The following is a 26,881-nucleotide window of genomic DNA, read 5'->3' on the forward strand; positions in this document are numbered from 1 at the left end:
CCTTTGTTAAAGCGACGAGTATTTCTTGCGCAGACGCTGACGAATCAGTTCCGCGAGGGTGTTCATGATGAAGGTGAACAACAGCAGCACCAGCGCCGAGAGGAACAGCACGCGGTAGTGGCTGCCGCCGACTTCCGATTCGGGCATTTCCACCGCGACGTTGGCTGCCAGTGTGCGCAGGCCTTCGAACAGGTTCATTTCCATGACCGGGGTGTTACCGGTGGCCATCAGCACGATCATGGTTTCACCGACCGCGCGGCCCATGCCGATCATCAGCGCCGAGAAGATGCCCGGGCTGGCGGTGAGGATCACCACGCGAGTCATGGTCTGCCACGGCGTGGCGCCAAGGGCCAGGGAACCGAGGGTCAGGCCGCGCGGCACGCTGAACACGGCGTCTTCGGCGATCGAGTAGATGTTCGGGATGACTGCAAAGCCCATGGCCAGGCCGACCACCAGAGCGTTGCGCTGGTCGTAGGTGATGCCCAGGTCGTGGGAGATCCACATACGCATGTCACCGCCGAAGAACCAGGCTTCCATGTACGGGCTCATGTACAGCGACAGCCAGCCCACGAACAGAATCACCGGAATCAGGATCGCGCTTTCCCAGCCGTCCGGCACTTTCAGGCGGATTGACTCAGGCAGGCGACTGAAGACGAAACCTGCCACCAGAATGCCGATCGGCAGGAGCATCAGCAGGCTGAAGATGCCCGGCAAATGCCCTTCTACATACGGTGCGAGGAACAGGCCGGCGAAGAAGCCGAGGATCACCGTCGGCATCGCCTCCATCAGTTCGATCACCGGCTTGACCTTGCGACGCATGCCCGGGGCCATGAAGTACGCGGTGTAGATCGCTGCGGCGACGGCCAGGGGCGCGGCCAGCAGCATGGCGTAGAACGCGGCTTTCAGGGTACCGAAGGTCAGCGGCGAGAGGCTCAGCTTGGGTTCGAAGTCGGTGTTGGCGGCGGTCGATTGCCAGACGTATTTAGGCTCGTCGTAGTTCTCGTACCAGACTTTGCTCCACAACGCGCTCCAGGAAACTTCCGGGTGCGGGTTGTCGAGCAGCAACGGTTGCAGCTTGCCGCCCTGCTCCACGATCACGCGGTTGGCCCGTGGCGACAGGCCGAACAGGCCTTGGCCGTCGACCACCTGATCCACCAGCAAAGTGCGGTGCGCGGTGCTGTGGAACACGCCGAGCTTGCCGGACGCATCAAGGGCAACGAAGCCTTTTCGACGTTCTTCGGCGGTGATTTCAACAATCGGCGCAGCGCCCATCTGGAAGGTGCGGATTTGCTTCAGGCGCAGTTCGCCATCGTGATCGCGAGCCATGAACCACTGGGCGAGACCGCCCTTGGAGTCGCCGAGGATCAGTGAGATACCACCCACCAGCTGGGTGCTGGCGGTAATCTCGGCATCGCCGTCTTCGAGCAATTTGTAGCGACCGTTGAGACTCTTGTCGCGCAGGCTGAAAACGTCAGCCTGAGCACGACCGTTGACCACGTACAGCCACTGCTGACGCGGGTCGACGAAGATGTTCTTCACCGGCTCGGTCATTTGCGGCAGGTCGATACGTTTCTGCTCGTTGGTGACTTCGCCGGTCATCATGTTTTCTTCGCTGGTCAGCGACATGACATGCAGTTGCGCACCAGTGGAGCCAGCCAGCAGCAGGGTCGAATCGGTGGCATTGAGGCTGACGTGCTCCAGAGCGCCGCCCGCCTCGTTCAGCACGATTGGCGTTTCGCCGTACGGGTATTCGATGGCCGGCGAGATGGTTTTCTTGCCGTCCGGGTAGCTGACTTTATAGGTGTGACGGAACACCAGCACCTGACCGTTGGACAACCCCACTGCGACCAATGGATGGCCGGGTTGATCTTCACCGATGGAGGTCACGCTGGTACCGGCCGGGATCGGCAGGTCGACACGACGCAGTTCGGCGCCGCTATCGATATCAAAGAATAGCGCCTGGCCCTTGTCGGAAACCCGCATGGCCACCTGGTTCTGTTCTTCAAGGGAGATCATCAGCGGCTTGCCGGCGTCTTGCATCCAGGCGGGCGTGATGGCGTCTTTGGCGGTCAGATCAGCCCCCTGGAACAGCGGCGCGACAACATAACCGAGGAAGAAGAAGATCAGGGTGATCGCGCCCAGGACGGCGAGGCCGCCGACAAGCACATACCAACGGGTCAGGCGATCTTTCAGCGCACGAATACGGCGCTTGCGGTGCAGCTCAGGCGTATTGAAGTCAATTCGCTTGGGGGGATTTGTAGTCATGGTGGAATTGGCCAGATCATTCATGCGCACACCCTAGCGATCCTGTATGACAGAAAGATGACAATGCAGTGACGCAACAAATCCGCCGCCAGTGGAAACTGGCAGTGGATCGGAAATTTGGGGGGCCGGGTTGCCAGCGTGGCAACCCTGAGCCTTTGCAGGAGCGAGCGATGCGGCGATTCCTTCGCGGGCAAGCTTCGCTCCTGCAGGTCCGGGTTTACCCCGGACCTAGGGTTTTACTTTTTTGCGACTTCAGCGCCGCCTTCCGCCAGACCCAGGTCAGCCAGAGCTTTTGCAGCAACCTTGGCTGGCAGTGGGATGTAGCCGTCTTTCACTACAACTTCCTGGCCCTGCTTGGACAGAACCAGTTTCACGAACTCGGCTTCCAGCGGGGCCAGAGGCTTGTTAGGGGCCTTGTTGACATATACGTAGAGGAAACGCGACAGCGGGTATTTACCGTTCAGGGCGTTTTCTTCGCTGTCTTCGATGAAGTCAGTGCTGCCTTTCTTGGCCAGGGCCACGGTCTTCACGCTGGCGGTCTTGTAGCCGATGCCCGAGTAACCGATGCCGTTCAGCGAGGAGCTGATCGACTGCACGACCGAAGCCGAACCTGGTTGTTCGTTAACGTTTGGCTTGTAGTCGCCTTTGCACAGGGCTTCTTCTTTGAAGTAGCCATAAGTGCCGGATACCGAGTTACGGCCGAACAGTTGTACTGGCTTGTTGGCCAGGTCGCCGGTCACACCCAGGTCGCCCCAGGTTTTCACATCAGCTTTGGCGCCGCACAGACGAGTCGAGGAGAAGATCGCGTCGACTTGTTCCATGGTCAGGTGCTGGATCGGGTTGTCTTTGTGTACGAAGACCGCCAGGGCGTCCACGGCCACCGGGATAGCGGTTGGCTTGTAGCCGTACTTCTGCTCGAAGGCCGCCAGTTCGGTGTCCTTCATCTTGCGGCTCATCGGGCCCAGGTTGGAGGTGCCTTCAGTCAGCGCAGGTGGCGCGGTGGCAGAGCCAGCGGCCTGAATCTGGATGTTTACGTTCGGGTATTCTTTTTTGTAGTTCTCAGCCCACAGGGTCATGAGGTTGGCCAGGGTATCGGAGCCGACGCTGGACAGGTTGCCCGACACACCAGTGGTCTTGGTGTAGCTCGGGATAGCAGGGTCAACAGCGGCAACCGCGTTGGCAGTCGCAACGCCAGCAGCGACAAAAGTCATTGCCGCCATCAAACGCTTCAGTTTCATGCCTTACTCCTAGCAGATAGGGTGTGTTAAGTCGGGGCCAAGTATCAGCAGGCCGTGTGAACACTCTATGGCTGAAATATGACAATTGGATGAAAGGCCAGCATCTAGCGATAGATCGTTCCCACGCTCTGCGTGGGAATGATCGGTTACAAGGTTAGCGCCCCTTCTTCCAGAGATACCCGCCCACCAGAACCCCGACACCACAAATGATCGCTACGTAATACGCCGGCCCCATCGGGCTTTCCTTGAGCAGCAGGGTGACGACCATCGGGGTCAGGCCGCCGAAGATGGCGTAGGCCAGGTTGTAGGAGAACGACAGGCCGCTGAAGCGCACCACCGCCGGGAAGGCTTTGACCATCACATACGGCACTGCACCGATGGTGCCGACCAGCAAACCGGTCAGGGCATACATCGGGAACAGCCAGTCGGGATGATTGAACAGGCTGTGATAGAAGGTCCACGAGGTCAGCAGCAGCAACGCGCTACCGAACACGAACACCCGCCCGGCGCCAAAACGGTCAGCCAGTGCACCGGAGGCCACACAGCCCAGGCTCAGGAACACGATGGCCAGGCTGTTGGCCTGCAACGCGGTAGTCGGCGGGAAGTGGTAAACGGTCTGCAATACAGTCGGCGTCATGAGGATGACCACGATGATCCCGGCGGACAGCAACCAGGTCAGCAGCATGGAAATCAGAATCGCACCGCGATGGTCACGCAGCACAGCGCGCAGCGGCACTTCTTCGGCCAGGGCTTTACGCAATTGCAGTTCGGCAAACACCGGGGTTTCGTGCAGCCAGCGGCGCAGGTAGACCGAGAACAGGCCAAACACGCCGCCCAGCAGGAACGGGATCCGCCAGGCGTAATCGGCCACTTCCACCGGCGTATAGAGGCTGTTGATTGCCGTGGCGACCAACGAGCCCAAAAGAATGCCGGCAGTCAGACCGCTGGTCAGCGTGCCGCAGGCATAACCGATATGCCGTTGCGGTACGTGTTCGGAAACGAATACCCAGGCTCCCGGCACTTCTCCGCCAATCGCTGCGCCCTGGATCACCCGCATCAGCAGCAACAGGATCGGCGCCCACATGCCTATCTGCGCATAAGTCGGCAGCAAGCCCATGATCAGGGTCGGCACCGCCATCATGAAAATGCTCAGGGTGAACATCTTCTTGCGTCCCAGCAGGTCACCGAAGTGCGCCATGACGATGCCGCCCAGCGGCCTGGCCAGGTAACCGGCGGCGAAAATGCCGAACGTCTGCATCAGGCGCAGCCACTCGGGCATGTCGGCGGGGAAGAACAGTTTGCCGACCACTGTGGCGAAGAACACAAAGATGATGAAGTCGTAAAACTCCAGCGCACCGCCCAGGGCAGACAGCGACAATGTCTTGTAGTCGTTGCGGGTCAGCGGACGTGCAGGTTGGGCTGGTTGCGCGATGCTCGAGGGCGCTGTGGTCATGGCAAGGGCTTCTCTTATAGTCAGATCTGCAACCTCAACAACGCTGGCGGAGGCTTGGGCAGGTTCGGCACGATAGCAAATTGTTCGAAAAAGCACATAGAGGTGCGTATTTGACGGTCGAAATGAGAACCGGACGGTCGTCTCGAAGTCTATCGACCGATATACTCACAACGTTGCAACGGTTTGTAAGGGGTTGCTGTGCGAAACCGTCGTTGGCACCCGTCAGCCGATTTCGCAGAGTTTCCCTTTAGGCGCCTTACGAAAAACGTGACGAACGTAGTATGTTCGGGGCTGAATCGTTTTTCCTTGAGACGGCTATTCACCTGAAGTACCAATGAGAGTCACGGGTCAGAGGCACCCCCGGCATGATAGAGCTCGAACAAGAAGATCCAATCCCGCAAGGCGACCTGGCCCTGCAAATTACCGCGCTTCCGCGTGAAACCAACGGCTTTGGCGATATTTTCGGCGGCTGGCTGGTGGCGCAGATGGATTTGGCTGGCACCGCAATGGCCAGCAAGGTTGCCGGTGGTCGCGTGGCCACCGTTGCGATCGATCGCATGGCGTTTCTGGTGCCGGTGGCGGTGGGCGCTCAGCTCTCCTTCTATACCCAGGCCCTGGAAATCGGTCGCAGCTCGATTCAGATGATGGTTGAAGTCTGGAGCGACGATCCACTGTCCAGCGAGTGGCGTAAAGTGACCGAAGCCGTGTTTGTGTTCGTCGCCATCGACGGCAGCGGCCGCACTCGTTCGGTTCCGCCCAGAGCTCGTTAAACAAGGCGCTCGTTAAACGCGGTGACCGTTTTGCGGTCCATAGCAGTCATTGTTCCTGATTGAGAGTCGCCCCATGAGCACGCCCACCGTCGAAGCCGTGAAACTGGATGAACTGAACTGCTGGCGCATCCGCCACGGTCAGGCCGAATTGCTGGTGGCCCAGCAAGGCGCGCACATCCTCAGTTATCAATTGGCCGGCCAACCGCCGCTGATCTGGCTCAACGACGAGGCGGTGTTCAAGACCGGCAAAGCTATTCGTGCCGGTGTGCCGGTGTGCTGGCCGTGGTTCGGCAATCTGTCGCGCAACCCGCAGAGTGTCCAGGCCATGCGCATCAGCCAGGAGCCGCCGACCGCTCACGGGCTGGTGCGAGCGATGGACTGGGAACTGGGCAGCATCGAAACCGAGGGCGAAAGCCTGAAGGTGGAATTCGTCCTGCCCTACCCTGAAGGCGGACTGCCAGGCTGGCCGCATCAGGTGGACTTGAAACTGAGCATTCGTCTGGATAAACAGTTGCATATCAGCCTGACGAGCGACAACAAGGGCGCTGAACCCGTCACGATCAGCCAGGCGCTGCACAGCTATTTCGCAGTCAGCGATGTGCGCAACGTGCACGTTGAAGGGCTGGATGGCTTGAGTTACATCGAGACGCTGGACGACTGGAAAACCGTCGCTCAGACCGGTGATCTGCGTTTTACCGGTGAGACCGACCGCATCTATCTGAATACCCCGCCGACTTTGAGCATCGTTGACCCGCATTGGGAGCGATGCATTGAACTGACCAGCAACGGTTCGCGCTCGGCGGTGATCTGGAACCCGTGGATCGACCGTGCGGCCGCGTTCAGCGACATGGCTGACGATGGCTGGCAGCGCATGTTGTGCATTGAAACGGCAAATGTGATGGATGATGTGGTGACGCTGGCGCCGGGGGCTAGCCATACCCTGGGCGTGAGCATCGCCAGCAAACCGCTTTAACACCACACAATAAATGTGGGAGCAGGCTTGCTCCCACATTTAAAAACCTACAAATCCGACTCCTTGACCACCCGCACCTGCGCCGCATCCAGCGCATACGCCGCATCCGCCAGGTCGTTGCTGACCTTCTCGATCTTCAGCGTGCCGGTCACCCACAGCGGTGTGTAGATGTCATTCAGCTTCAGGCCTTTGGGATAACGCACCAGCACCAGTTGGTTAGGCGGCGGCGGTGGCACGTGGATACAAGCGCCCGGGTACGGCACGAGGAAGAACAACGTGCTGCGGCCCTTCGCATCGGATTCCAGCGGTACCGGATAACCGCCGATGCGGATGTGCTTGTCGTTCATCGACGGCACGGTCTTGGTCGAATACATCACCGCCGGCAAGCCCTTGCTCTGCTTCATGCCACCTTTTTGGGTAAAGGTGCCATTGGCTTCCGGTGAGTTGTGATCGATTTCGGGCATGGCCTCGAGGGCCTTCTGGTCCGACTTGGGCATCAGTTCGAGCCAGTCGGTTTCCGGCAGTTCGCCGGCATGGGCCAAACCACTGCCCAGGAAGAGAAGAGTCAACAGAAGACGGCGCATGAAGGTGCTCGGCAAAGGAAAGGACGGTATAACGCCAAGCATTCTAGCCCTCTCCGGTGTTGGCGCAGAGAGGGCTTTGTCGCTTGAATCAGTTCTTTTTGATCAGGCCGTAGACCACCAGCAATATCACCGCGCCCACCAGCGCACCGATGAACCCTGCGCCCTGACCCGCATGGTAGATGCCCAGGGCCTGGCCGCCGTAAGTGGCCGCCAGCGAACCGCCGATACCGAGCAGGATGGTCATGATCCAGCCCATGCTGTCATCGCCCGGTTTCAGAAACCGAGCCAGCAGGCCGACGATCAAGCCGATAAAGATGGTTCCGATAATTCCCATGGCATTTCCCTCTGATTGAATTGGCTAAAGCCTAGCCAGACTTTGGCATCCTGCCATCAGAGAACGGCGGCCTCGGAAGGTTCCGCCGCCGCCACATGAAACTATTCGGCAATCAGCGCTTCGACCTTGAGGATCTGCGCGGCAAGCGTCGCACGGTCAGCACAACGCAGGTTGGCGTGACCGACCTTGCGGCCGACCTTGAAGGCCTTGCCGTAGTGATGCAGATGGCAATCGGCGATGGCCAGGACTTTCTCGGTGTCCGGGACTTTGCCGATGAAGTTGAGCATCGCGCTCTCGCCGACCTTGGCCGTCGAACCCAGCGGCAGACCGGCAACGGCCCGCAGGTGGTTTTCGAACTGACTGCACTCGGCACCTTCGGTGGTCCAGTGCCCGGAGTTGTGCACACGCGGGGCGATCTCGTTGGCCTTGAGGCCACCGTCGACTTCGAAGAACTCGAACGCCATCACGCCGACGTAGTCCAGCTGCTTGAGTACCCGGCTGGAGTAGTCTTCAGCCAACGCTTGCAACGGGTGGTCGGTGCTGGCCACGGACAGCTTGAGGATGCCGCTGTCGTGGGTGTTGTGCACCAGCGGGTAGAACTTGGTTTCGCCATCGCGAGCGCGCACGGCGATCAGCGAGACTTCGCCAGTGAACGGCACGAAGCCTTCCAGCAAGCAGGCGACGCTGCCCAGTTCGGCGAAGGTGCCGACCACATCTTCAGGCTTGCGCAGGACTTTCTGACCCTTGCCGTCGTAACCCAGGGTGCGGGTTTTCAGCACGGCCGGCAGGCCGATGGAAGCCACGGCGGCGTCCAGGTCAGCCTGGGACTGGATGTCGGCGAACGCGGGAGTTGGAATTCCCAGGTCCTTGAACATGCTCTTCTCGAACCAGCGATCGCGGGCAATGCGCAGCGCTTCGGCGCTCGGGTACACCGGAACGAATTGCGACAGGAAGGCCACGGTTTCGGCCGGGACGCTTTCGAACTCGAAGGTCACCAGATCGACTTCATCGGCCAACTGACGCAGGTGATCCTGATCGCCGTAATCGGCCCGCAGATGTTCACCCAGCGCAGCGGCACAGGCGTCCGGCGCAGGGTCGAGGAAAGCGAAGTTCATGCCCAGCGGAGTGCCCGCCAGCGCCAACATGCGACCCAACTGGCCGCCACCGATTACACCGATCTTCATCGTCAACAACCTCAGGCGATGCGTGGGTCTGGATTGTCCAGGACGCTGTCTGTCTGCTCAGCGCGGAATTTTTTCAGCACGGTATGAAACTGCGGATGCTTGGCGCCCAGGATGCTCGCCGAGAGCAGGGCTGCGTTGATCGCACCGGCCTTGCCGATGGCCAGGGTGGCGACCGGAATGCCGGCTGGCATCTGCACGATAGAAAGCAGCGAATCGACGCCCGAGAGCATCGACGACTGCACCGGCACGCCCAGCACCGGCAGGTGGGTTTTGGCCGCACACATGCCAGGCAGGTGGGCCGCGCCACCGGCACCGGCGATGATCACCTCGATGCCACGGGCCTCAGCCTCTTCGGCATACTGGAACAGCAGGTCCGGGGTGCGGTGGGCAGAGACCACTTTCACCTCGTAAGGGATGCCGAGCTTTTCCAGCATATCGGCGGTGTGGCTAAGGGTGGACCAATCGGACTTGGAGCCCATGATCACGCCAACCAGTGCGCTCATCGTCGTGCCTCTTCTCTCTGGGCGCCCGCAGGCGCGTCAAAAAACAACAAGCCACGCAAAATGCGTGGCTTGATTGTACGAATTATGGCCAGTCAAACCGGCCGAAGGCCGCGCAGTATACCTCAATGAAGCAGATAAACAGCCCCCCATACGACCATCTGTCATACGGCGCAAAGTACCGGTTTTATTGACTTCAGGGTCAGCCCGACGCCTACAAAAAATCATTAACCCGCAGGGTTTGGCGCTGTGCCGCCTTCCAGCTTGCGCCAGAGCAACCGAACATTCGCCTTGCGCACCAACGCGCAGCGATACAGCCGAATCTCCAGCGGCACATGCCATTGCGGGCCACCGCAGATGACCAACTCGCCGCGAGCCAATTCGGCGCGCGCGCTCAAGCGCGGCACCCAGGCGATGCCCAGGCCTTCCAGCGCCATGCTTTTCAGGCTGTCGGCCATGGCGGTCTCGTAAATAGTGGTGAACCTCAGGGCACGCTGGCGCAACAGCATGTTCACCGAGCGCCCGAGAAATGCCCCGGCGCTGTAGGCCAGCAAAGGCACGCTGGTCTCGCCTTCCAGGTCGAACAACGGTTTGCCGTCAGCATCCGCGGCGCACACCGGGAGCATTTCAGTGTCTCCCAGATGCAGTGACGGGAAAATTTCCGGGTCCATTTGCATCGCGGAGTCCGGATCATAGAACGCCAGCATCAGATCACACCCGCCTTCACGCAGCGCATGCACCGCATCGCCGACGTTGGTGGCCACCAGCCGCGTGGCAATGTTCAGCCCTTCGTTGCGCAATTGTGCGATCCAGCGTGGAAAGAAACCCAGTGCCAGGGAGTGGGCGGCGGCGACCTGGATCACCTCGCCCTGCCCGCCTTCCAGGTGATGAAGATGACGTAACACTTCACCCAACTGTTCGACCACGGTTCGCGCGGTCACGAGAAACAACTGCCCCGCTGCCGTCAGCTCGACCGGGGTGCGAGAGCGATTGACCAGGGTCAGCCCCAGCGCGGCTTCGAGGCTGCGGATCCGCCGACTGAAGGCGGGCTGAGTCACGAAGCGTCTTTCGGCCGCCTGGGAGAAGCTGCGGGTGGCAGCCAGAGCACTAAAGTCCTCCAGCCATTTGCTTTCCAGATTCATCACGCCCTCCCGGACATGCACCAATTTAGGTCACACGTTCGCCACGTACGCGGCGTCACACCGACATTATGCCGAATGTGCATAGCCCAGTGTTTAACAGCATTGGCCCAAAATTCTTCTCAAGCCTAGCATTTGCGCTATTCCGGCACAGACCGGGTCCATATCGAGATGATTTCTATCATGTCCTCCGCTGCATCTTTCCGCACAGAAAAAGACCTGCTTGGCGTACTCGAAGTACCTGCTCAAGCGTATTACGGCATCCAGACCCTGCGAGCGGTAAACAACTTCCGTCTCTCCGGCGTTCCGATTTCGCATTACCCAAAACTGGTTGTTGGTCTGGCGATGGTCAAACAGGCCGCCGCTGACGCCAACCGCGAGCTGGGTCACCTGAGCGAAGCCAAGCACGCTGCCATCAGCGAAGCCTGTGCCCGATTGATCCGCGGCGATTTCCACGAAGAATTCGTGGTGGACATGATTCAAGGCGGCGCTGGCACTTCAACCAACATGAATGCCAACGAAGTCATCGCCAACATCGCGCTGGAGGCCATGGGCCACAGCAAGGGCGAATACCAGTACCTGCACCCGAACAACGACGTGAACATGGCGCAGTCGACCAACGACGCCTACCCGACGGCTATCCGCCTGGGTCTGCTGTTGGGTCACGACGCGCTGCTGGCCAGCCTCGACAGCCTGATCCAGTCGTTCGCCGCCAAAGGTGAAGAGTTCAGCCACGTCCTGAAGATGGGCCGTACCCAGCTGCAAGACGCCGTGCCGATGACCCTCGGCCAGGAATTCCGCGCCTTCGCCACCACCCTGAGCGAAGACCTGGCACGCCTCAAATCCCTGGCGCCTGAACTGCTGACCGAAGTGAACCTGGGCGGCACCGCGATCGGTACCGGCATCAACGCCGACCCGCGTTACCAGGCCCTGGCCGTTCAGCGTCTGGCCCTGATCAGCGGTCAACCGCTGGTGCCAGCCGCCGACCTGATCGAAGCCACCTCCGACATGGGCGCCTTCGTGCTGTTCTCCGGCATGCTCAAGCGTACCGCGGTCAAGCTGTCGAAGATCTGCAACGACCTGCGTCTGCTGTCCAGCGGCCCACGCACCGGCATCAACGAAATCAACCTGCCGGCGCGTCAGCCAGGCAGCTCGATCATGCCAGGCAAGGTCAACCCGGTTATCCCTGAAGCCGTGAACCAGGTGGCGTTCCAGATCATCGGCAACGACCTGGCCCTGACCATCGCGGCCGAAGGCGGCCAGCTGCAGCTGAACGTGATGGAGCCGCTGATCGCCTTCAAGATCTTCGACTCGATCCGCCTGCTGCAACGTGCCATGGACATGCTGCGCGAGCACTGCATCGTCGGCATCACCGCCAACGAAGAGCGTTGCCGTGAACTGGTCGAACACTCGATTGGCCTGGTCACCGCGCTGAACCCGTACATCGGCTATGAAAACGCCACCCGCATTGCCCGTGTTGCCCTCGAAAGCGGCCGCGGCGTGCTGGAACTGGTGCGCGAGGAACGCTTGCTCGACGAAGAAATGCTCGCCGACATCCTGCGCCCGGAAAACATGATTGCTCCGCGTCTGGTGCCTTTGAAGGCTTAACCAAACGCAGGCTCTTTTGAAGAGCACGCTCACCAGGTCGAGGGACTAGACACCTCTCACCTTTTGAGGGCTTGGGGATTTACTCCCTCAAGCCCTTTTTTTTCCAACACTTTGCGGATTTTACGAACATGTTGAATGTTTTCAGTGCCGCCAAGATCGCAGCCTTCGACAGCTTCTACAGGGTTTGACAGAGACCCGTAGAGGCTGCCGAAGGCTGCGATTTTTTGATTTTGCAGCACTTTCGTTTCGTCGATTGCACCACAACTGTGCAGACGGATGGCACTCTCCTATGTATAGTGCCGGCCCTCTTCGCGTGAGCGGTCGTCGATAACGAGACCCAAGCCCATGCGAAAGCCGAACTAATAACAACCCGCGAAATGGAACAGGGACGAACCTTCGACCCACCTGTTGTGCCACGCACAACCTGGTGTAACGCGATGTGTCGACCACCCAGTATTCGCACACACAAAAAATAGCGAGGAATAATCCATGCTCGAAGTCATCAACGACTTCCTCTCAGGGAAAGTACTGATCGCGCTCATTGTCGGGCTCGGTAGCTACTTCACGATCCGCTCGCGTTTCGTCCAGTTCCGCCATTTCGGCCACATGTTCAGTGTCTTCAAAGAGTCCCTTCACGGCCAGGCAGGCCAGCTGAGCTCGTTCCAGGCCCTGATGCTGAGCCTCGCCGGCCGCGTCGGCGCCGGTAACATCGCCGGTGTCGGCATCGCCGTGACCCTCGGCGGCCCGGGCGCCGTGTTCTGGATGTGGGTCACCGCACTGGTGGGCATGTCCAGCAGCTTCTTCGAATGCACCCTGGCCCAGGTCTACAAGCGCGCCGAAGGCGACGGCCTGTATCGTGGGGGCCCGGCCTACTACATCCAGCACGGCCTGAAGCTGAAAGGCATGGCGGTGGTGTTCTCCATCCTGCTGCTGGTCACCTACGGCTTCGCCTTCATCGGCCTGCAGTCCTACACCGTGACCCACTCGCTGCAGAACGCCTTTGCCTTCGACCCACGCCACACCGGTATCGTCCTGGCGGTGCTGCTGGCCATCACCTTCATCGGCGGCATCAAACGCATCGCCGCGGTGTCCGACCTGCTGGTACCGATCAAGACCCTGGCCTATATCGGCGTGACCCTGTACGTGATCGGCACCCAGATCGAACACGTGCCAGCCATGCTGGAAACCATCTTCAAGAGCGCCTTCGGCCTCGACCCAGCCTTCGGCGGCCTGCTCGGCAGCGCCATCGTGATGGGCGTGAAGCGTGGCGTGTTCGCCAACGAAGCAGGCCTGGGCAGTGCGCCGAACGTCGCCGCCGTGGCCGCCGTGAAGCACCCGGGCGCCCAGGGCGTGGTCCAGGCCTTCAGCGTGTTCCTCGACACCTTCGTGATCTGCACCTGCACCGCGCTGCTGATCCTGCTGTCGGGCTTCTACACCCCGGGCTTCGAAGGTGACGGCATTGTCCTGACCCAGAACTCGCTGGCCGCCGTGGTCGGTGACTGGGGCCGCGTGTTCGTCAGCGTCGCGCTGTCGCTGTTCGTCTTCACCTGCATCCTCTACAACTACTACCTGGGCGAGAACAGCCTGCAGTTCCTCAGCCGCAACCGCGCCGTGCTGATGGTTTTCCGCGGCCTGGTTCTGGCGCTGGTGGTATGGGGTTCGATGCAGGACCTTTCGACCGTGTTCGCCTTCGCCGACATCACCATGACCTGCCTGGCCTTCGTCAACTTGATGGCCCTGGCCATGTTGTTCAAGGTCGGCCTGCGCGTGATGCGCGACTACGACGAGCAGCGCCGCGCCGGCGTCAAGCAGCCAGTGTTCGACTCCAGCAAATTCACCGATCTGGACCTGGACCTGAAGGCCTGGCCGACCAGCCCAAGCCAATCGGCTCCACGCGAGCAAGGCGCAGCCCAGGGCACGCCTGCCACGCAACGCTGATCGCCCTGGCGGGTGGCTCCCCGCCACCCGCCGCGACAGACCGCAACGAGTGGCGTCCTGCCACTCGACGTGACACACCTTGCGCACGCAGGCATGCTGCGGCGCAAGGTGCATTCGTCCAGGAGACCCATCAATGAATTCCGCCTCTTACCCTGCCGCGCAGCACGTCATGGTGCTATACACCGGTGGCACCATCGGCATGCAAGCCAGTGCCCACGGCTTGGCCCCGGCGTCCGGTTTCGAAGCGCGGATGCGCGACTACCTGCACGGCCAGCCTGAGTTGGTGGTGCCGCAGTGGCGCTTTCGCGAGATGTCGCCACTGATCGACAGCGCCAACATGACCCCTGCGTACTGGCAGCAACTGCGTGAAGCGGTGGTCGACGCCGTTGATGTCCAGGGCTGCGACAGCGTGCTGATCCTGCATGGCACCGACACCCTGGCCTACAGTGCCGCGGCCATGAGCTTCCAGTTGCTCGGCCTGAACGCCCGTGTATGTTTCACCGGCTCCATGCTGCCGGCCGGCGTGACCGACAGTGATGCCTGGGAAAACATCAGTGGTGCACTGGGTGCCCTTGGCCAAGGCCTGGCGCCGGGTGTTCATCTGTACTTCCACGGCGAACTGCTCGACCCGACCCGCTGCGCCAAGGTTCGCAGTTTCGGTCGTCATCCGTTCAAGCGACTGGAGCGTCAGGGCGGCGGCGTGAAAGCTTCCTCGATACCTGCCCAACTGAACTACAACCAGCCAAGGCAACTGGCGAAGGTCGCGGTGCTGCCGTTGTTCCCCGGCATCGGCGCCGAGCAACTGGATGGCCTGCTCAACAGCGGTATTCAGGGTCTGGTGCTGGAATGTTATGGCAGCGGTACCGGACCAAGCGACAACCCCGGGTTTATCGCCAGCCTGGAACGGGCACGAGACAATGGCGTGGTAGTGGTTGCGGTCACCCAATGTCATGAGGGTGGCGTGAAGCTCGACGTGTATGAGGCGGGCAGCCGCTTGCGCGATGCCGGCCTGTTGTCCGGTGGCGGCATGACTCGCGAGGCGGCGCTCGGCAAGTTGCATGGGCTGCTCGGTGCAGGGCTTGAAACCGCTGAAGTTCGGCGGCTGGTCGAACTCGACCTGTGTGGCGAACTGAGCTGACACAACACATAACCTTGTGGGAGCCCCCTCGCCACAGCCCGCTCCCACAAGATCGTTATTGGGCACATAACTTGCTCCCGTTCCAGCATCTCGACGCTGGAAGACTCCATGCTCCACTCCCACCTCACCACCCTCAACGCCGTCTCCCTGGTGCTCAACACCTTCAAGGCCGAAGGCCTGTCCAGCGAGGCGTTATTGGCCGGCAGCGGCATCAGCGTGGCGGATCTGAGCCGGGCGGACACGCGCATCACCACCAATCAAGAGATGCTGGTATGCGCCAACGCCGTCGCGCTGCGCCACGATATCGGTCTGGAGTTGGGCCGGCGGATGCACGTTTCGTCCTATGGCATGCTCGGGTACGCCTTACTCACCAGCGCCACTTTAGGTGACGCCTTGCAACTGGCACTGCACTACCCGGCGCTATTGGGAACACTGTTCGAGTTGAGCCTGGAGGAAGATGGCGAGCGCATCTGGCTCACCGCGGGCGACTACCGGGAAAACCCCGCGCTGGCACCGTTCAATGTCGAGTTTTGCCTGGTCTCGATGAAAGTCACCTGCGAAGACCTGCTCGGCCACCCTCTACCTCTGCTTGGCGCTCGCTTCGATTACCCGGCACCGGACTATCAGACGCGCTACAGCGAGCGTTTCGACTGTCCGTTGCAGTTTGATGCAGCGTCCAACGGATTTGCCTTCGACAAGCGCTGGCTCGAACACCCCCTGCCACTGGCCGACGCCATTACCCACCAGGCCATGGCCGAACGCTGCCGCAAGCAAAACACCGAGTTCACCGGGCGTCAGGCCTGGCTCGGGCGCATCCGCCAATTGCTCGCCGCGCAACTGAGCGCGGCACCGGGTCTGGACGGGCTGGCCGAACAGTTGAACTGCTCGTCGCGCACCCTGCGCCGACATCTGAAAGACCTGGGATGCAGCTATCAGGAACTGCTCGATGAACTGCGATTCGAACAGGCCAAACGCATGCTTTGCGAGGATCAACTGCCGATCTATCAAATCGCCGAAGCACTGGGGTTCAGCGAGACCGCGAGCTTCCGGCATGCGTTTGTGCGCTGGAGTGGCGTGGCACCGAGCCAGTTCCGGCCTTGAGATAAAACCAGGCACATCCGACCGGGCTGAACTACATTACGCAGCCCAATCTTTGCCGGTGTTCCTGCTTGATGCCCTTCTCTTCTCTTTGCACGCGTGCTGCCTTGCTGGCCTTGCTGCTCAACCTGCCCCTGGCCGCACAGGCCATTCAAATGGACTGGTTTGGCCTGCCCCCTCAAGCCGTGGTCGATACCCCCGAATACAAGATTGCCATCGTCCCTACAGCCGTCACGGAAAGTGCGACGGGCGTCTCACCGCCCATGGTCGGCTTGCTCAGCCAGTATCGCGGTTTGTTTTATCTGAATGTTTATCGCGATGAAAACTATCGGGAGCGCGCCTATAAGCTCGGCCCGATACCGCTGATGACTGCGCAAGAATTCCATGACTGCACCAAAAGTCAGGAAAACCTCGTCATGAGTCCCAGCGCCTCGCATATCGAGTTGGCGCCAGGCATCGCGGTGAACGAGCTGAGCTTTGAATGTGGGCGCAACGGCTGGGACACCAAACGTTACCTGCTGGTCGACAGCCGCAATCCGGGCACGCCGTTGCTGGCTATCGGGCGCTTCCCAAACGATCAGCACCTGGTTTTCCAGGCGCTGCAAGCGACCCTCCCGGACACTTCAGACGCCTGGCTCAAGGCATTGGAATCTTCGCGGCCGGCGCTGCGTTACCACGTCCCGGACGAGGCATTCAGTTTCAGCATTGCGGCTCAACCCTACGACGCCGGTGACGGCGCGAAACAACTGCGTGAGCTGCACCAGCAACTGGCCAAAGCCAAGGACAAAGGCCCGGGCCTGAAGAAAGTCGAAGAGCTGTTTCTCAACACTGACTTTCGCGTTGTCGGCGCCGACCAGAAAGATTTCGCCGGCCTGCTTAATGACATCGCTTTCTGGCGAAGTGCAAACACGCCGGACAAAGTCACCATCAATTTGTTGAAGGAAGTCATTCGCCGCGATCCTCAACGTATCCCGACCTATCTGAACATGGCAGACCTGCAGTGGTCCTGGTACGAAAAGACCCCCGCGTACACCACCAACCACGCACAGGCGTTGGAGTACTACCGAATTTACTGCGGCCTGCGCTTGGCACGCGACATGAGCATTCCCGATCGGGTCCTGGAAAGGCTGAATATCACCCAGGGCGATCCGCAAACCTGCAAGGCTCAATGGCCGCTGTTGCAAGCGGTCGACGCTCAGGATGAAACCCGCGTGCGCAGTCTTTTGGAAGCCGGCATTCCTGCCGATACCCAGGGCGAGGATGGGCGCAGTGCGTTGCTGCATTCACTGGATAAACCCAACTTTGCAATCGCTCGCTTGCTGCTGGAGCACGGCGCAAAGACCCAAGGCCTTAATGGCAGCGAGCCTTTGGTGATGCAGGCGCTGTACAAGGATCGCCGGGAAAGCAAAGACCCCGAAAAGGCCCGGCGCCTAAAATTTTTGCTCGAAGCGGGAGCCGCCATCGACGAGACCGATCTGAACGGTGAAACCGTGTTGATGCAACACGCCACGATCATGGATTCCGACCTGTTCACTTGGCTGCTCAAGTACCCTCAGAACCTCGACCTGCGAGAAAAGAAAGAAGGTCGATCCGTGCTTTACCTCACAATCGAAAGCGGCGCCTACCCTGCCGCTGCACGGTTGATCAACAGCGGAGCACAGTTGGACGTGGGTTATCGAGAAGGCACCTGCAACAGCAATGAAGAGGTACTCGAACCGGCACTGCTGCGCCTGGCCCGACGGGACCTGTCGAGCGGAATGGACCCTGTCGCCTACCAGCAACAAACGCTAGACCTGTTCACGTTGATGCTGGAAAAAGGCGCCGACCCTCGCGCCGGTCACCAGTGCAAGGGAGATAACCTGGCAGTGATGCGTTTTTGGTTAAAACAACGCAAACGTGAAGACATGCTGCAAGTACTGCAACGGTACTTCCCGGAAGAGGCAGGCTCCATTCCGAGCGCTTGAGCACTTTATTGCCCCGGACCGGGGCACTCCCGCGCCAATAAGGGGCGAATTTCGGTCAAATGTTTTGGCCACATAGATCCCCTTTTGGCCTTTCCTGCCGTTCTCCCAAACGTCGCCTGCCGCAAGACTGTGTTCAAACCGAATCAGCCTGCGGAGAACAACAATGCTGACGATCTACTCGGACGATCACCACCTGCACCACGGCCGTTGTGAATTGATGGACGGGCAATTGATGCCCTGCTTCGAAATGCCTTCACGGGCCGATCACGTATTGCAACGGGTCAAGGACCAGAACCTCGGCCCGGTTGAAGTGCCGAAAGACTTTGGCCTTGATCCGATCGCGCGCATCCACAGCCGCGACTACCTCGACTTCTTCAAAGGCGCCTGGGCGCGCTGGACCGCATTCAATACCGACGGTGACTTGCTGCCCTACACCTGGCCGGCCCGCACCTTGCGCCGAATCATGCCCACCAGCCTGCACGGCCAACTCGGCTATTACAGCTTCGACGGCGGCGCACCGATTACCGCCGGCACCTGGCAAGCGGCGTACAGCGCAGCGCAAGTTGCCCTCACGGCCCAAGCGGCGATCCAGCGCGGCGCCCGCAGTGCCTTCGCCCTGTGCCGTCCACCGGGACACCATGCCGCCAGCGATTTGATGGGCGGCTATTGCTACCTCAACAATGCTGCCATCGCCGCTCAAGCGTTCCTCGATCAGGGCCATAAAAAGGTCGCGATCCTCGATGTCGATTACCACCACGGCAACGGCACTCAATCGATTTTCTACGAACGCAGCGACGTGCTGTTCACCTCGATCCACGGTCATCCAGAAGCCGAGTTTCCGTTCTTCCTCGGCTACGAAGACGAACGCGGTGAAGGCGCAGGCGAAGGGTTCAACTTCAACTACCCGTTGCCCGCCGGCAGTGCTTGGGACCGTTGGAGCGCCGCGCTGGAACAAGCCTGCAAAGAGATCGAAACGTACGGCGCCGACATCGTTGTCGTGTCCCTGGGCGTCGATACGTTCAAGGACGACCCCATCTCCCAATTCAAACTCGACAGCCCGGATTACCTGGCGATGGGTACCCGCATCGCAGGCCTCGGCAAGCCGACGCTGTTCGTGATGGAAGGCGGTTACGCGGTAGAAGAAATCGGCATCAACGCCGTGAACGTTCTCGAAGGTTTTGAAAGCGCCCAATGAGGAATTAGAAGAATGAACAGACTCAAGCGTCTTATCGCTCCAGCGCTCTGCGCCACCCTGCTCAGTGGCGCCGTCCATGCTGAAGAACGTACTTTGCGGGTCTACAACTGGTTCGACTACATCACCCCCAAAGCCCTGGACGATTTCAAGGCTCAGAACACCCAGACCAAACTGGTCTACGACATCTTCGACACCAACGAAGCGCTGGAAGCCAAGCTGCTGACCGGCAACTCCGGCTACGACGTGGTGGTGCCGTCCAACGTGTTCCTCGCCAAGCAGATCGAAGCCGGCGTATTCCAGCCAGTGGACCGCAGCAAACTGCCGAACTGGAACCACCTCGACCCCAAGCTGATGAAGCTGATCGAAGCCAACGACCCGGGTAACAAATTTGCCGTGCCCTACATGTACGGCACCATCCTGATCGGTTTCAACCCGGCCAAGGTCAAGGCTGCGCTGGGTGACAACGCACCGGTGAACAGCTGGGACCTGATCTTCAAGGAAGAGAACATCAGCAAGCTCAAGCAGTGCGGCGTGGCCCTGCTCGACTCACCTTCGGAGATCCTGCCGCTGGCCCTGCAACACCTCGGCCTGGACCCCAACAGCAAGAAGCCGGCGGACTACGCCAAGGCTGAAGCGCTGCTGATGAAGATCCGGCCGTACATCACCTACTTCCATTCGTCCAAGTACATGGCCGACATCGCCAACGGTGACATCTGCGTCGCGGTCGGGTATTCCGGCAGCTTCTCCCAGGCCGCCAACCGCGCCAAGGAAGCCAAGAATGGTGTGATCGTCGACATGCGCCTGCCCAAGGAAGGCGCGCCGATCTGGTTCGACATGCTCGCGATCCCCAAAGGCGCGAAAAACCCGGAAGACGCCTACACCTTCATCAACTACCTGCTGCAACCTCAGGTCATCGCACCGGTCAGCGACTTCGTCGGCTACCCGAACCCGAACAAGGACGCCACGGAAATGGTCGACCCGGCGATTCGCAACAACCCGAACCTGTACCCGACCGAAACGGCGATGGGCACGCTTTACACCCTGCAACCCTTGCCTCGCGATGCTGAACGGGCACGGACCCGGGCCTGGACCAAGATCAAGTCCGGGACCTGAAACCCTCACTCATCTGATCTGAAGGCCCGCATGGATGCGGGTCTTTTTATTGTTGGCTCTAAATAAATACCACCTGACCCATCCACCCGCCCTCTACCTTGCGATTTGCCCAATCGGCGGTGCACTCCATCGCCAATAAAAACATCATAAGGAAATGGCCATGCCCGATAGTTCAACGACCAAGCCGGTATCTGGCGCCTCGGTCCCCCTCTTCAGTGATTTGCTAAGGCAACTGTCCTCCGGCCCCTCAATCCGCGAGGTTGCCTCAACCGCACTGAGGCCGGCACTCAAAGCGCTGTACCCTCAACTGGACATCAATCCCGCTCTCGTCTTCGTTGTGACGCCGACATGGCAAATCGTCGAGGGGGAGGTGATTCCCGGCATCAGTCGGATTGAATCACTCACAGGTACGCTAGTCAGGCACGGCCTGCGCAAAACAACAGTGACTTATATCGATGGCGAACATTTCCTCTCGCGGCAACCACACGACGCCTCACCGATCCCGCTCCCGGTCAAAATCGATGCGATCGGACGCCTGATCAACGAGCTCGCGCCATTGCTATTCGTGGCGTATCAAGAACAGCAGCTGGACTTCTGGAACCAGACCGGCAGCGCGGCAATGCCCCGTTGGCAGGAACTGTCTCGCGCGCTACGCAATATCTGGAACGTTCGCAGCGTCAAAGGCTGGGACGACGACCAGTGCGCAATGGCCCGCAACCTCTTCAATTACCCGGACCTGGCAGTACGGTTACCCCACGACAAGTACCTGAGCAGAACCTATCTGATCGATCTGGATATTCAGGATGGCGAGACGTCGAAACACCTGCGCCTCCTCGATATTGCGGTGCTGATTGGCGTTGTCGGGCAACGCACACTGATCCTCACGTATTCGATTGCCAACGATTTCCAGTCGTTCGACTCCCTGGAGCAGTTGGGCGAGTCATTGCTCGCCTACCTCGAAACGCCCGTATCTGCCTTGCAATGGCGCCTGTTTGAGCCGAGCGGCAATTTTTTCGACATCCAGGCCTGTACCATGATTGCCCTTCAAAGCGACACAATCGGGGAGATAAACGCCTCCACCCCACTCCCCGGGTCCAACCTCGGGCATCATGTCAGCAGTGTCGCGAACGACTTCGATGGGTTGAGCGCCAAAGAGTATTTGCGCTTCAGCCGAATACACGACTTGCTACCCGCCTGGCTCGCGAAGGCCTCGTCGGCGGATCTGAGCTCCTACAGCCGATACTTGATGGACCTGGCACAACTGCAAGCTGAAAACGCAGGCAAATCCTTTCAGGATGGCATCCCGTCGATTCAGGACTTCGCCCTCCAGGCTATTCGACGTCAGATGCTCATAGAACATCCCGACGCGGCAAAGCTGAAACTCGAAGACATCGAAATCGTCGTCACCAGCCCCGTCGTCTGGGGCACCTTCGTGCTTCCCGGCAAGACCGATATCACCAGAATTCCTCTCACCGAACTTGCACTGGAAAACCTGATTGCGATCCCTCCAGGCAACAAGGTCGTGCATTGCAAAAACGCTGACGCAGTTCCGGTATGGATGACACCCGCCTACCTTGAAGGACTGGTGAGTCAGGTAAACATCGGCCAGACCTACCCCGCACTCATCAAGCGCACATTGATCGACGCTTCCCCGGACTCACAGCGCCGGAAAAACCTCTACGCTCGTCATTTGCGCCTGCAACTGCCACTGCTGGCACTGCAAAACAAAATCCGCGGCGAGGCCGGCATCGATGAGCGAGGCTATCGATACGTGGCCGCTGTCATGGCGTCTTCCAGCGAGAACCGCCGAGTGGACGGGCATGAGATCGTCATGCGCCCGCTGGCCTTCTTCCCGAGTCTCGAACCTGACGCTACGCCCGATGAGGTCGATAACATGTTCGTGATCGGCCCAAGGGGACAGGGTACCGGACCGGTCTTGCTCTACCGGCCATTACTCGCTCCTGCGCTAATCCAGTATCCCTCTACCGAGAATCTGCTGTATGCGATCAAACATTCGAAAGAATTACGCCTGTCGGTACTCGCCTGGTTACCTGACAACGCCCGCACCAACTACGCCCGCTACGTTTTCCCTGGTGAACTGCCCTCGGTCTGGAGCCTGTCGCAATTGCTGGTCGATCCACTGACGCCGCTGACGATGACAGGCCCGATTTCCTTCGGTGAAAGGGTGATCGAAGACGAGCTGATGCCAACGCTCTTCAACGCCAATGCCAGCGCGCTGATCACTCTGGCGGACCGGCAATCGGTATCAAACGCTGAAAGTCGTTGGGCCACGCTCAAGCAAAGTGCCTGGATGATCTTCAATGCCGCCTTGCCTTTCCTCGGACGCACGGTGGGCACGGCCGCCTGGATCTGGCAAATCATGGATGACCTGCAACAAGCAGCCGATGCCAGGGAAAATGCCGATGGCCAACACGAGTGGGCCGCCTTGACCGACGTTTTCCTGACCCTCGCGATGGTGCTCGTCAGTCACGCAACCGCACCACGCGAATCCGCACAGAAAACCACCACACCCCACGGCAGCAGGCCACGAGAGACAGCTCTTGCAGAAAAAGTCAGCGTGACCCGCAAACCCGATGTCGCCACTGACACTCTGCCGGCCTTACACGAAACATCGCTCCACTCAGACACTGCACTGATCCGTTCTCGCTTGAGCCTGGGACACCTGCTCGATAGCTTCAAGATTCCAAAACCCGAAGGCCTTGGCCAACCCGCGATCGAGCAAGGTCCGCACCAACACCTCTCGGCCCTTGGGCAAAAATGGTACGCCAACATCGGCGAGCGTTGGTTCGAGGTCACCGTGAACGATAACGACGATGTGCTGATTATTGACTCCCGCCAACCAACCTCGCGCACCGGCCCGCTGTTGGTCAACAACCAAACAGGTCAATGGTTCGTCGATACCCGGCTACGACTGCGTGGTGGCGGCTTGAAAAGTCGCAGGGAACAGATACAGCGCGAGAACAAGGCGCGCATCACCGAACTTCGCACACAACTGGCGGCATTCGACCTGGAGATGGACAGCAAACGCGCCGAGCTTACGAGCGCCCATGCCGCCCTGAACAATGCACCCGGCACATCCGCTGAAGCCAGGCGCCAGCTGTTCCTCGACAAACTGGACACACGCCTGAAGGACTATGACGTGGCACTCGACCGGCTGAAAACCCTGAACAGGCTCGACACGGTCCCCAATTACCGCACCGCCATGGTCGAACTGCTGGGCACCCAGCTGTTCTTCAATCAAACCGGAATCGATCAACAGCACACCACCTATACCCAGACGCTACGTCGTACTTTCGAGCTGCTTGAGCAAGCGGAGACAGAAGGAAAAGAGCTGGATCGCGGCACGCTGCAGAAAATGACGGACCTGACCGAAGAGCTCATAAACAAGATCGAGTTCGCTCAATCGCGCTTCCAGGAACTGAGCACGCTCGGAAAGAACGCCGCCGAGCTGACCCACGAGTACAAGCAGAAATTACCCACCTTTGACGTGCAGGATCTGAAAGCATTCCAGGTCACCCTGGCCAAGGAGCTGTGCTTGAAAGAAGGCAATACCCCCCTCATGGCCGAGGCCAGGATTGCCATGGACAGTATCGGTGAGCATGCCGACCTGACCATTCAGGCATCCCTGGATGTAACCCTTGAGGATAACGAACTCAACCTTGGTGAACGCATCGAGACCCTCAATACCCTGGTGAGTCAGTTCACGGCAATCGACCAGCGCCTTGAAGACTTCGCAACCGACTACCCCGAGCAACTGGCTCAGCAGCAGTTTGACCGTCTGCGCAAGCGAACCAATGAGTTCCATCAGGCGACGGTCAACTACCTGGTGCAGTTGCTGCGCGAACGAGAGGCCCTGGAGCCCAAGCCTGGTCCCTCACGAGTCGCAGCACCGCCGCGCAAAAAAATCATCAAGACCCGTTACAAAGGCATAGTCGTCGGTGAAGTCCGCAAGGACACGCCGGTCGATGAGGTTCTGGTCGACGTCACCGAGCCGATGACAGGCAAAGTCATTGCTACCTTTCATGAGAAATCGCCCGGCGTCTGGCTTGAGCGAGCGACCAGAAAGCCTTCACCGGCAACCGGCCTGGTTCTGGATCTGGGTGCCCAGGTAGAGGTCGGCCAGGCGCTGCTCAATGATCTGGAAACCTTCATTCACCGCACCCGAGCACACGCAAAGCGCCCGAACCGGATTCCGGTAGAAATAGAGGACATGTTCCAACAGCAAGCCGGAAAGCTGAAACGCGCAGCCGATGGAATTGAAGAGGCCTTGAGTACCGGCAACACCCCGGACACTCAATCGGATTCAGCCAAAACCCTGAAAAAACAGCTCACCGAAGCAGTAGCGCGGCTTTACTCAGAGGGTCATATGACCCGAGTGGAAATGATCAAACTGCAACCTCCCACTGCCGCACGCATCGAGTGGTTGCGGAGCAAAAACGTTGTCGACATCGTCCGCAACGGCGAACGCAAACGACTCAAAGGCCCTGGGAAGGATTACCTTCAGGAATACGAAATTCTTGACCGAAAAACCCGGAAACCGCTGTGGTACGCGCACCTCCATTACGCAGGGCCCACCGGTCCTGTCGATTCGTTCACGGCGGCTCACCTGAAAACCCGTGACCAACGATTATTGAAGGGGCGCTTCGACTGGCGTGCGACCACCAGCAATCATGAGCTGATTGCTGTCTATCGCAGTGAGATCAGCCCGCAACAAGCCAAAGAACTGTTCTTCACGCAGACACCACCTTCTGCAACAGGGTCGTAAGCCATACGTCCGACTTGAACCCGAGACCCACGCTACTCAGTCCGTCACCAGACTGTTTTTAACCGCCCGAGCGCTGCCTTGATCGCCGCCTCGGGCACCGCCGCGAAACCCAGTACCAGACCGGCGCGCTGATCGACTGGTGTCCTGGAGTCCGGTAGCCAATAGTTGCTCAAGCCATTGATCTCCACACCCACGCTTTCCGCTTGTTCGATCAGTCGCCGTTCGCGGGCCAGGCTGTCCACCGAAACCGTCATGTGCAGCCCGGCGGAGACGGTGGGCAGGCTACCCACTCCGGTCATCTCCGCCGGCCAGCCGCCCAACAAACAATTGCGACGGCTGAGGGCGGCACGCCGCATCCGGCGAATGTGCCGCTGGAAATGCCCGGCGGCCATGAACTCGGCCATCACCGCTTGAGTGCTCACTTCGGAATGCCGCACATCCACCGCCCGACGCTGCGCGAATGCGTCCACCAGGCCCGGCGGTAGCACCAGATAACCCAGGCGCAACGCCGGAAAAGCGACCTTGCCGAAGGTGCCGACATACAGCACCCGCCCATGGCGATCGAGTGCCGCCAGCGGCGCCAGTGGCGCGCCGCTGTAACGGTACTCGCCATCGTAGTCGTCCTCGATGATCCAGCCCTGGTTACCCTCGGCCCAGGCGAGCAGTTCCAGACGCCGGGCCAGACTCATGACCACACCGGTCGGGTATTGATGGGAAGGCGTAACGTAAGCCAGCCGGCAATCGCTCAACTGCGCCAAGGCGCTGCAGTCGATCCCCTCCTCATCCACCGGCACACCGTGCAGCCGCGCCCCGGCTACCGCAAAGGCATGGCCGGCAGCACGATAACCCGGATTTTCAATCCCCACCCCATCGCCAGGCTCCACCAGCAACTGTGCACAAAGGCTGATCCCCTGCTGCGCGCCACTGGTGATCACAATTTGCTCAGCGGCGCACTGCATCCCTCTCGAGCTGCGTAAGTAGGCAGCAATCAATCCGCGCAAGCGTTCATCGCCTGCCGGGTCGCCATAACACAGCTGCTGTAAATCCGGCTTACGCCAGAAAGCCGCATTCAGCTTGGCCCAAACCTCGAACGGGAACAGATCGAACGCCGGCACGCCGACCCTGAATGCGCGCGGCGGACCACCAGGCGGCACAGCCAAATGATTCTTTTCAACGCGCCCCAAAGCACTGCTGTGGATAACTTTACTGGATGGAACAACAGGTAAATCCAGCCAATTTGTGGATAAGGTTGTGGGTAACCCTGTTGAAAAGCCTGTGGATACTTTTGTGGATAATTTTTTCGCCGGTAACGCTGCCTGAGGCAATTGCGCCACGTAAGTCCCGTCACCCACACGCCCCTCGATGAAGCCTTCAGCGTAAAGCTGATCGTAGGCACGAACCACGCTGTTGCGGGAAATCGATAAGGCCGTAGCCAGATCGCGACTGGCCGGCAGTCGTGTGCCGCTGGCCAATCGTCCGTCGAGTACGCGTACCCGCAGCGCTTGATAGAGCTGTCGACTCAGGCCCTGGCGGCGGTCGAGTTCGATACCCGCCGGGTTGAACGACGAGGGAAGCGGCGTATTCGACATGACAATGGACCT

20 protein-coding genes are annotated in these 26,881 nt (G+C 59.8%); 10 read left to right on the forward strand and 10 right to left on the reverse strand.

Going from position 1 to position 26,881, the window contains the following annotated elements:
• Nucleotides 1-6 precede the first annotated feature (6 nt).
• The 3 genes from F475_RS02665 to F475_RS02675 form a co-directional block, all read right to left on the reverse strand.
• Nucleotides 7-2,040, reverse strand: coding sequence for an ABC transporter permease subunit (locus F475_RS02665; RefSeq protein WP_172901218.1), 2,034 nt, complete (start codon nucleotides 2,038-2,040; stop codon nucleotides 7-9).
• 461 nt (nucleotides 2,041-2,501) lie between these two features.
• A complete protein-coding gene (locus F475_RS02670) occupies nucleotides 2,502-3,503 on the reverse strand; it encodes a phosphate ABC transporter substrate-binding protein PstS (RefSeq protein WP_018927390.1) in 1,002 nt (333 codons plus the stop codon).
• A gap of 154 nt (nucleotides 3,504-3,657) precedes the next feature.
• Nucleotides 3,658-4,956: an MFS transporter gene (locus F475_RS02675; RefSeq protein WP_111453073.1), complete on the reverse strand. Its 1,299-nt coding sequence runs from the start codon at nucleotides 4,954-4,956 to the stop codon at nucleotides 3,658-3,660.
• A gap of 365 nt (nucleotides 4,957-5,321) precedes the next feature.
• Between F475_RS02675 and F475_RS02680 the strand changes: the two genes are divergently transcribed.
• Both F475_RS02680 and F475_RS02685 read left to right on the forward strand, forming a co-directional pair.
• Nucleotides 5,322-5,726: an acyl-CoA thioesterase gene (locus tag F475_RS02680; protein WP_007896491.1), complete on the forward strand. Its 405-nt coding sequence runs from the start codon at nucleotides 5,322-5,324 to the stop codon at nucleotides 5,724-5,726.
• Between the two features lie 73 nt (nucleotides 5,727-5,799).
• Nucleotides 5,800-6,699 (forward strand): D-hexose-6-phosphate mutarotase, encoded by a 900-nt coding sequence (locus tag F475_RS02685; protein ID WP_111453074.1) that lies wholly within the window; start codon nucleotides 5,800-5,802, stop codon nucleotides 6,697-6,699.
• Nucleotides 6,700-6,746: 47 nt separating this feature from the next.
• Here F475_RS02685 and F475_RS02690 read toward each other — a convergent pair whose 3' ends face one another.
• The 5 genes from F475_RS02690 to F475_RS02710 form a co-directional block, all read right to left on the reverse strand.
• Nucleotides 6,747-7,283, reverse strand: a complete 537-nt coding sequence (locus F475_RS02690) for a DUF3299 domain-containing protein (protein ID WP_026286519.1) — start codon at nucleotides 7,281-7,283, stop codon at nucleotides 6,747-6,749.
• A gap of 88 nt (nucleotides 7,284-7,371) precedes the next feature.
• Nucleotides 7,372-7,617 (reverse strand): GlsB/YeaQ/YmgE family stress response membrane protein, encoded by a 246-nt coding sequence (locus tag F475_RS02695; protein WP_018927386.1) that lies wholly within the window; start codon nucleotides 7,615-7,617, stop codon nucleotides 7,372-7,374.
• A gap of 101 nt (nucleotides 7,618-7,718) precedes the next feature.
• A complete protein-coding gene (locus F475_RS02700; protein ID WP_007934491.1) occupies nucleotides 7,719-8,801 on the reverse strand; it encodes a 5-(carboxyamino)imidazole ribonucleotide synthase in 1,083 nt (360 codons plus the stop codon).
• A gap of 11 nt (nucleotides 8,802-8,812) precedes the next feature.
• The gene (gene purE, locus F475_RS02705) at nucleotides 8,813-9,304 is read right to left on the reverse strand and encodes a 5-(carboxyamino)imidazole ribonucleotide mutase (protein ID WP_003196369.1); all 492 of its coding nucleotides are present in this window, start codon (nucleotides 9,302-9,304) and stop codon (nucleotides 8,813-8,815) included.
• Between the two features lie 224 nt (nucleotides 9,305-9,528).
• The gene (locus tag F475_RS02710; RefSeq protein ID WP_018927385.1) at nucleotides 9,529-10,443 is read right to left on the reverse strand and encodes a LysR substrate-binding domain-containing protein; all 915 of its coding nucleotides are present in this window, start codon (nucleotides 10,441-10,443) and stop codon (nucleotides 9,529-9,531) included.
• A gap of 180 nt (nucleotides 10,444-10,623) precedes the next feature.
• Between F475_RS02710 and aspA the strand changes: the two genes are divergently transcribed.
• Nucleotides 10,624-12,048 carry an aspartate ammonia-lyase gene (aspA, locus tag F475_RS02715; protein WP_007934488.1) on the forward strand — a complete coding sequence of 475 codons (1,425 nt, stop codon included), beginning with the start codon at nucleotides 10,624-10,626 and terminating at the stop codon, nucleotides 12,046-12,048.
• Nucleotides 12,049-12,104: 56 nt separating this feature from the next.
• On the opposite strand, the gene F475_RS30200 is transcribed toward aspA, so the two are convergent.
• On the reverse strand, nucleotides 12,105-12,287 hold the full coding sequence (locus tag F475_RS30200) for a hypothetical protein (protein ID WP_138866537.1): 183 nt from the start codon (nucleotides 12,285-12,287) through the stop codon (nucleotides 12,105-12,107).
• A gap of 250 nt (nucleotides 12,288-12,537) precedes the next feature.
• Between F475_RS30200 and F475_RS02720 the strand changes: the two genes are divergently transcribed.
• The 7 genes from F475_RS02720 to F475_RS02750 all read left to right on the forward strand — a co-directional run bounded on the left by F475_RS02720 (nucleotide 12,538) and on the right by F475_RS02750 (nucleotide 25,280).
• Complete coding sequence (locus tag F475_RS02720) at nucleotides 12,538-13,986, forward strand: sodium:alanine symporter family protein (protein ID WP_111453075.1); 1,449 nt, start codon at nucleotides 12,538-12,540, stop codon at nucleotides 13,984-13,986.
• Between the two features lie 133 nt (nucleotides 13,987-14,119).
• Complete coding sequence (locus F475_RS02725) at nucleotides 14,120-15,124, forward strand: asparaginase (RefSeq protein ID WP_111453076.1); 1,005 nt, start codon at nucleotides 14,120-14,122, stop codon at nucleotides 15,122-15,124.
• A 108-nt stretch (nucleotides 15,125-15,232) separates the two neighbouring features.
• Nucleotides 15,233-16,225, forward strand: coding sequence for an AraC family transcriptional regulator (locus tag F475_RS02730; protein WP_111453077.1), 993 nt, complete (start codon nucleotides 15,233-15,235; stop codon nucleotides 16,223-16,225).
• Nucleotides 16,226-16,296: 71 nt separating this feature from the next.
• Nucleotides 16,297-18,186 carry an ankyrin repeat domain-containing protein gene (locus F475_RS02735; RefSeq protein WP_146602928.1) on the forward strand — a complete coding sequence of 630 codons (1,890 nt, stop codon included), beginning with the start codon at nucleotides 16,297-16,299 and terminating at the stop codon, nucleotides 18,184-18,186.
• Nucleotides 18,187-18,349: 163 nt separating this feature from the next.
• The gene (locus tag F475_RS02740) at nucleotides 18,350-19,381 is read left to right on the forward strand and encodes a histone deacetylase family protein (RefSeq protein WP_018927381.1); all 1,032 of its coding nucleotides are present in this window, start codon (nucleotides 18,350-18,352) and stop codon (nucleotides 19,379-19,381) included.
• 12 nt (nucleotides 19,382-19,393) lie between these two features.
• Nucleotides 19,394-20,494, forward strand: coding sequence for a polyamine ABC transporter substrate-binding protein (locus F475_RS02745; RefSeq protein WP_111453079.1), 1,101 nt, complete (start codon nucleotides 19,394-19,396; stop codon nucleotides 20,492-20,494).
• Nucleotides 20,495-20,654: 160 nt separating this feature from the next.
• Entirely contained in the window at nucleotides 20,655-25,280 is a 4,626-nt protein-coding gene (locus F475_RS02750; RefSeq protein WP_111453080.1) for a dermonecrotic toxin domain-containing protein, read from the forward strand.
• 44 nt (nucleotides 25,281-25,324) lie between these two features.
• On the opposite strand, the gene F475_RS02755 is transcribed toward F475_RS02750, so the two are convergent.
• Nucleotides 25,325-26,869, reverse strand: a complete 1,545-nt coding sequence (locus tag F475_RS02755) for a PLP-dependent aminotransferase family protein (RefSeq protein WP_111453081.1) — start codon at nucleotides 26,867-26,869, stop codon at nucleotides 25,325-25,327.
• Nucleotides 26,870-26,881 lie beyond the last annotated feature (12 nt).

The organism is Pseudomonas sp. URMO17WK12:I6 (assembly GCF_003253625.1).
In the GTDB taxonomy this organism is placed as follows: domain Bacteria; phylum Pseudomonadota; class Gammaproteobacteria; order Pseudomonadales; family Pseudomonadaceae; genus Aquipseudomonas.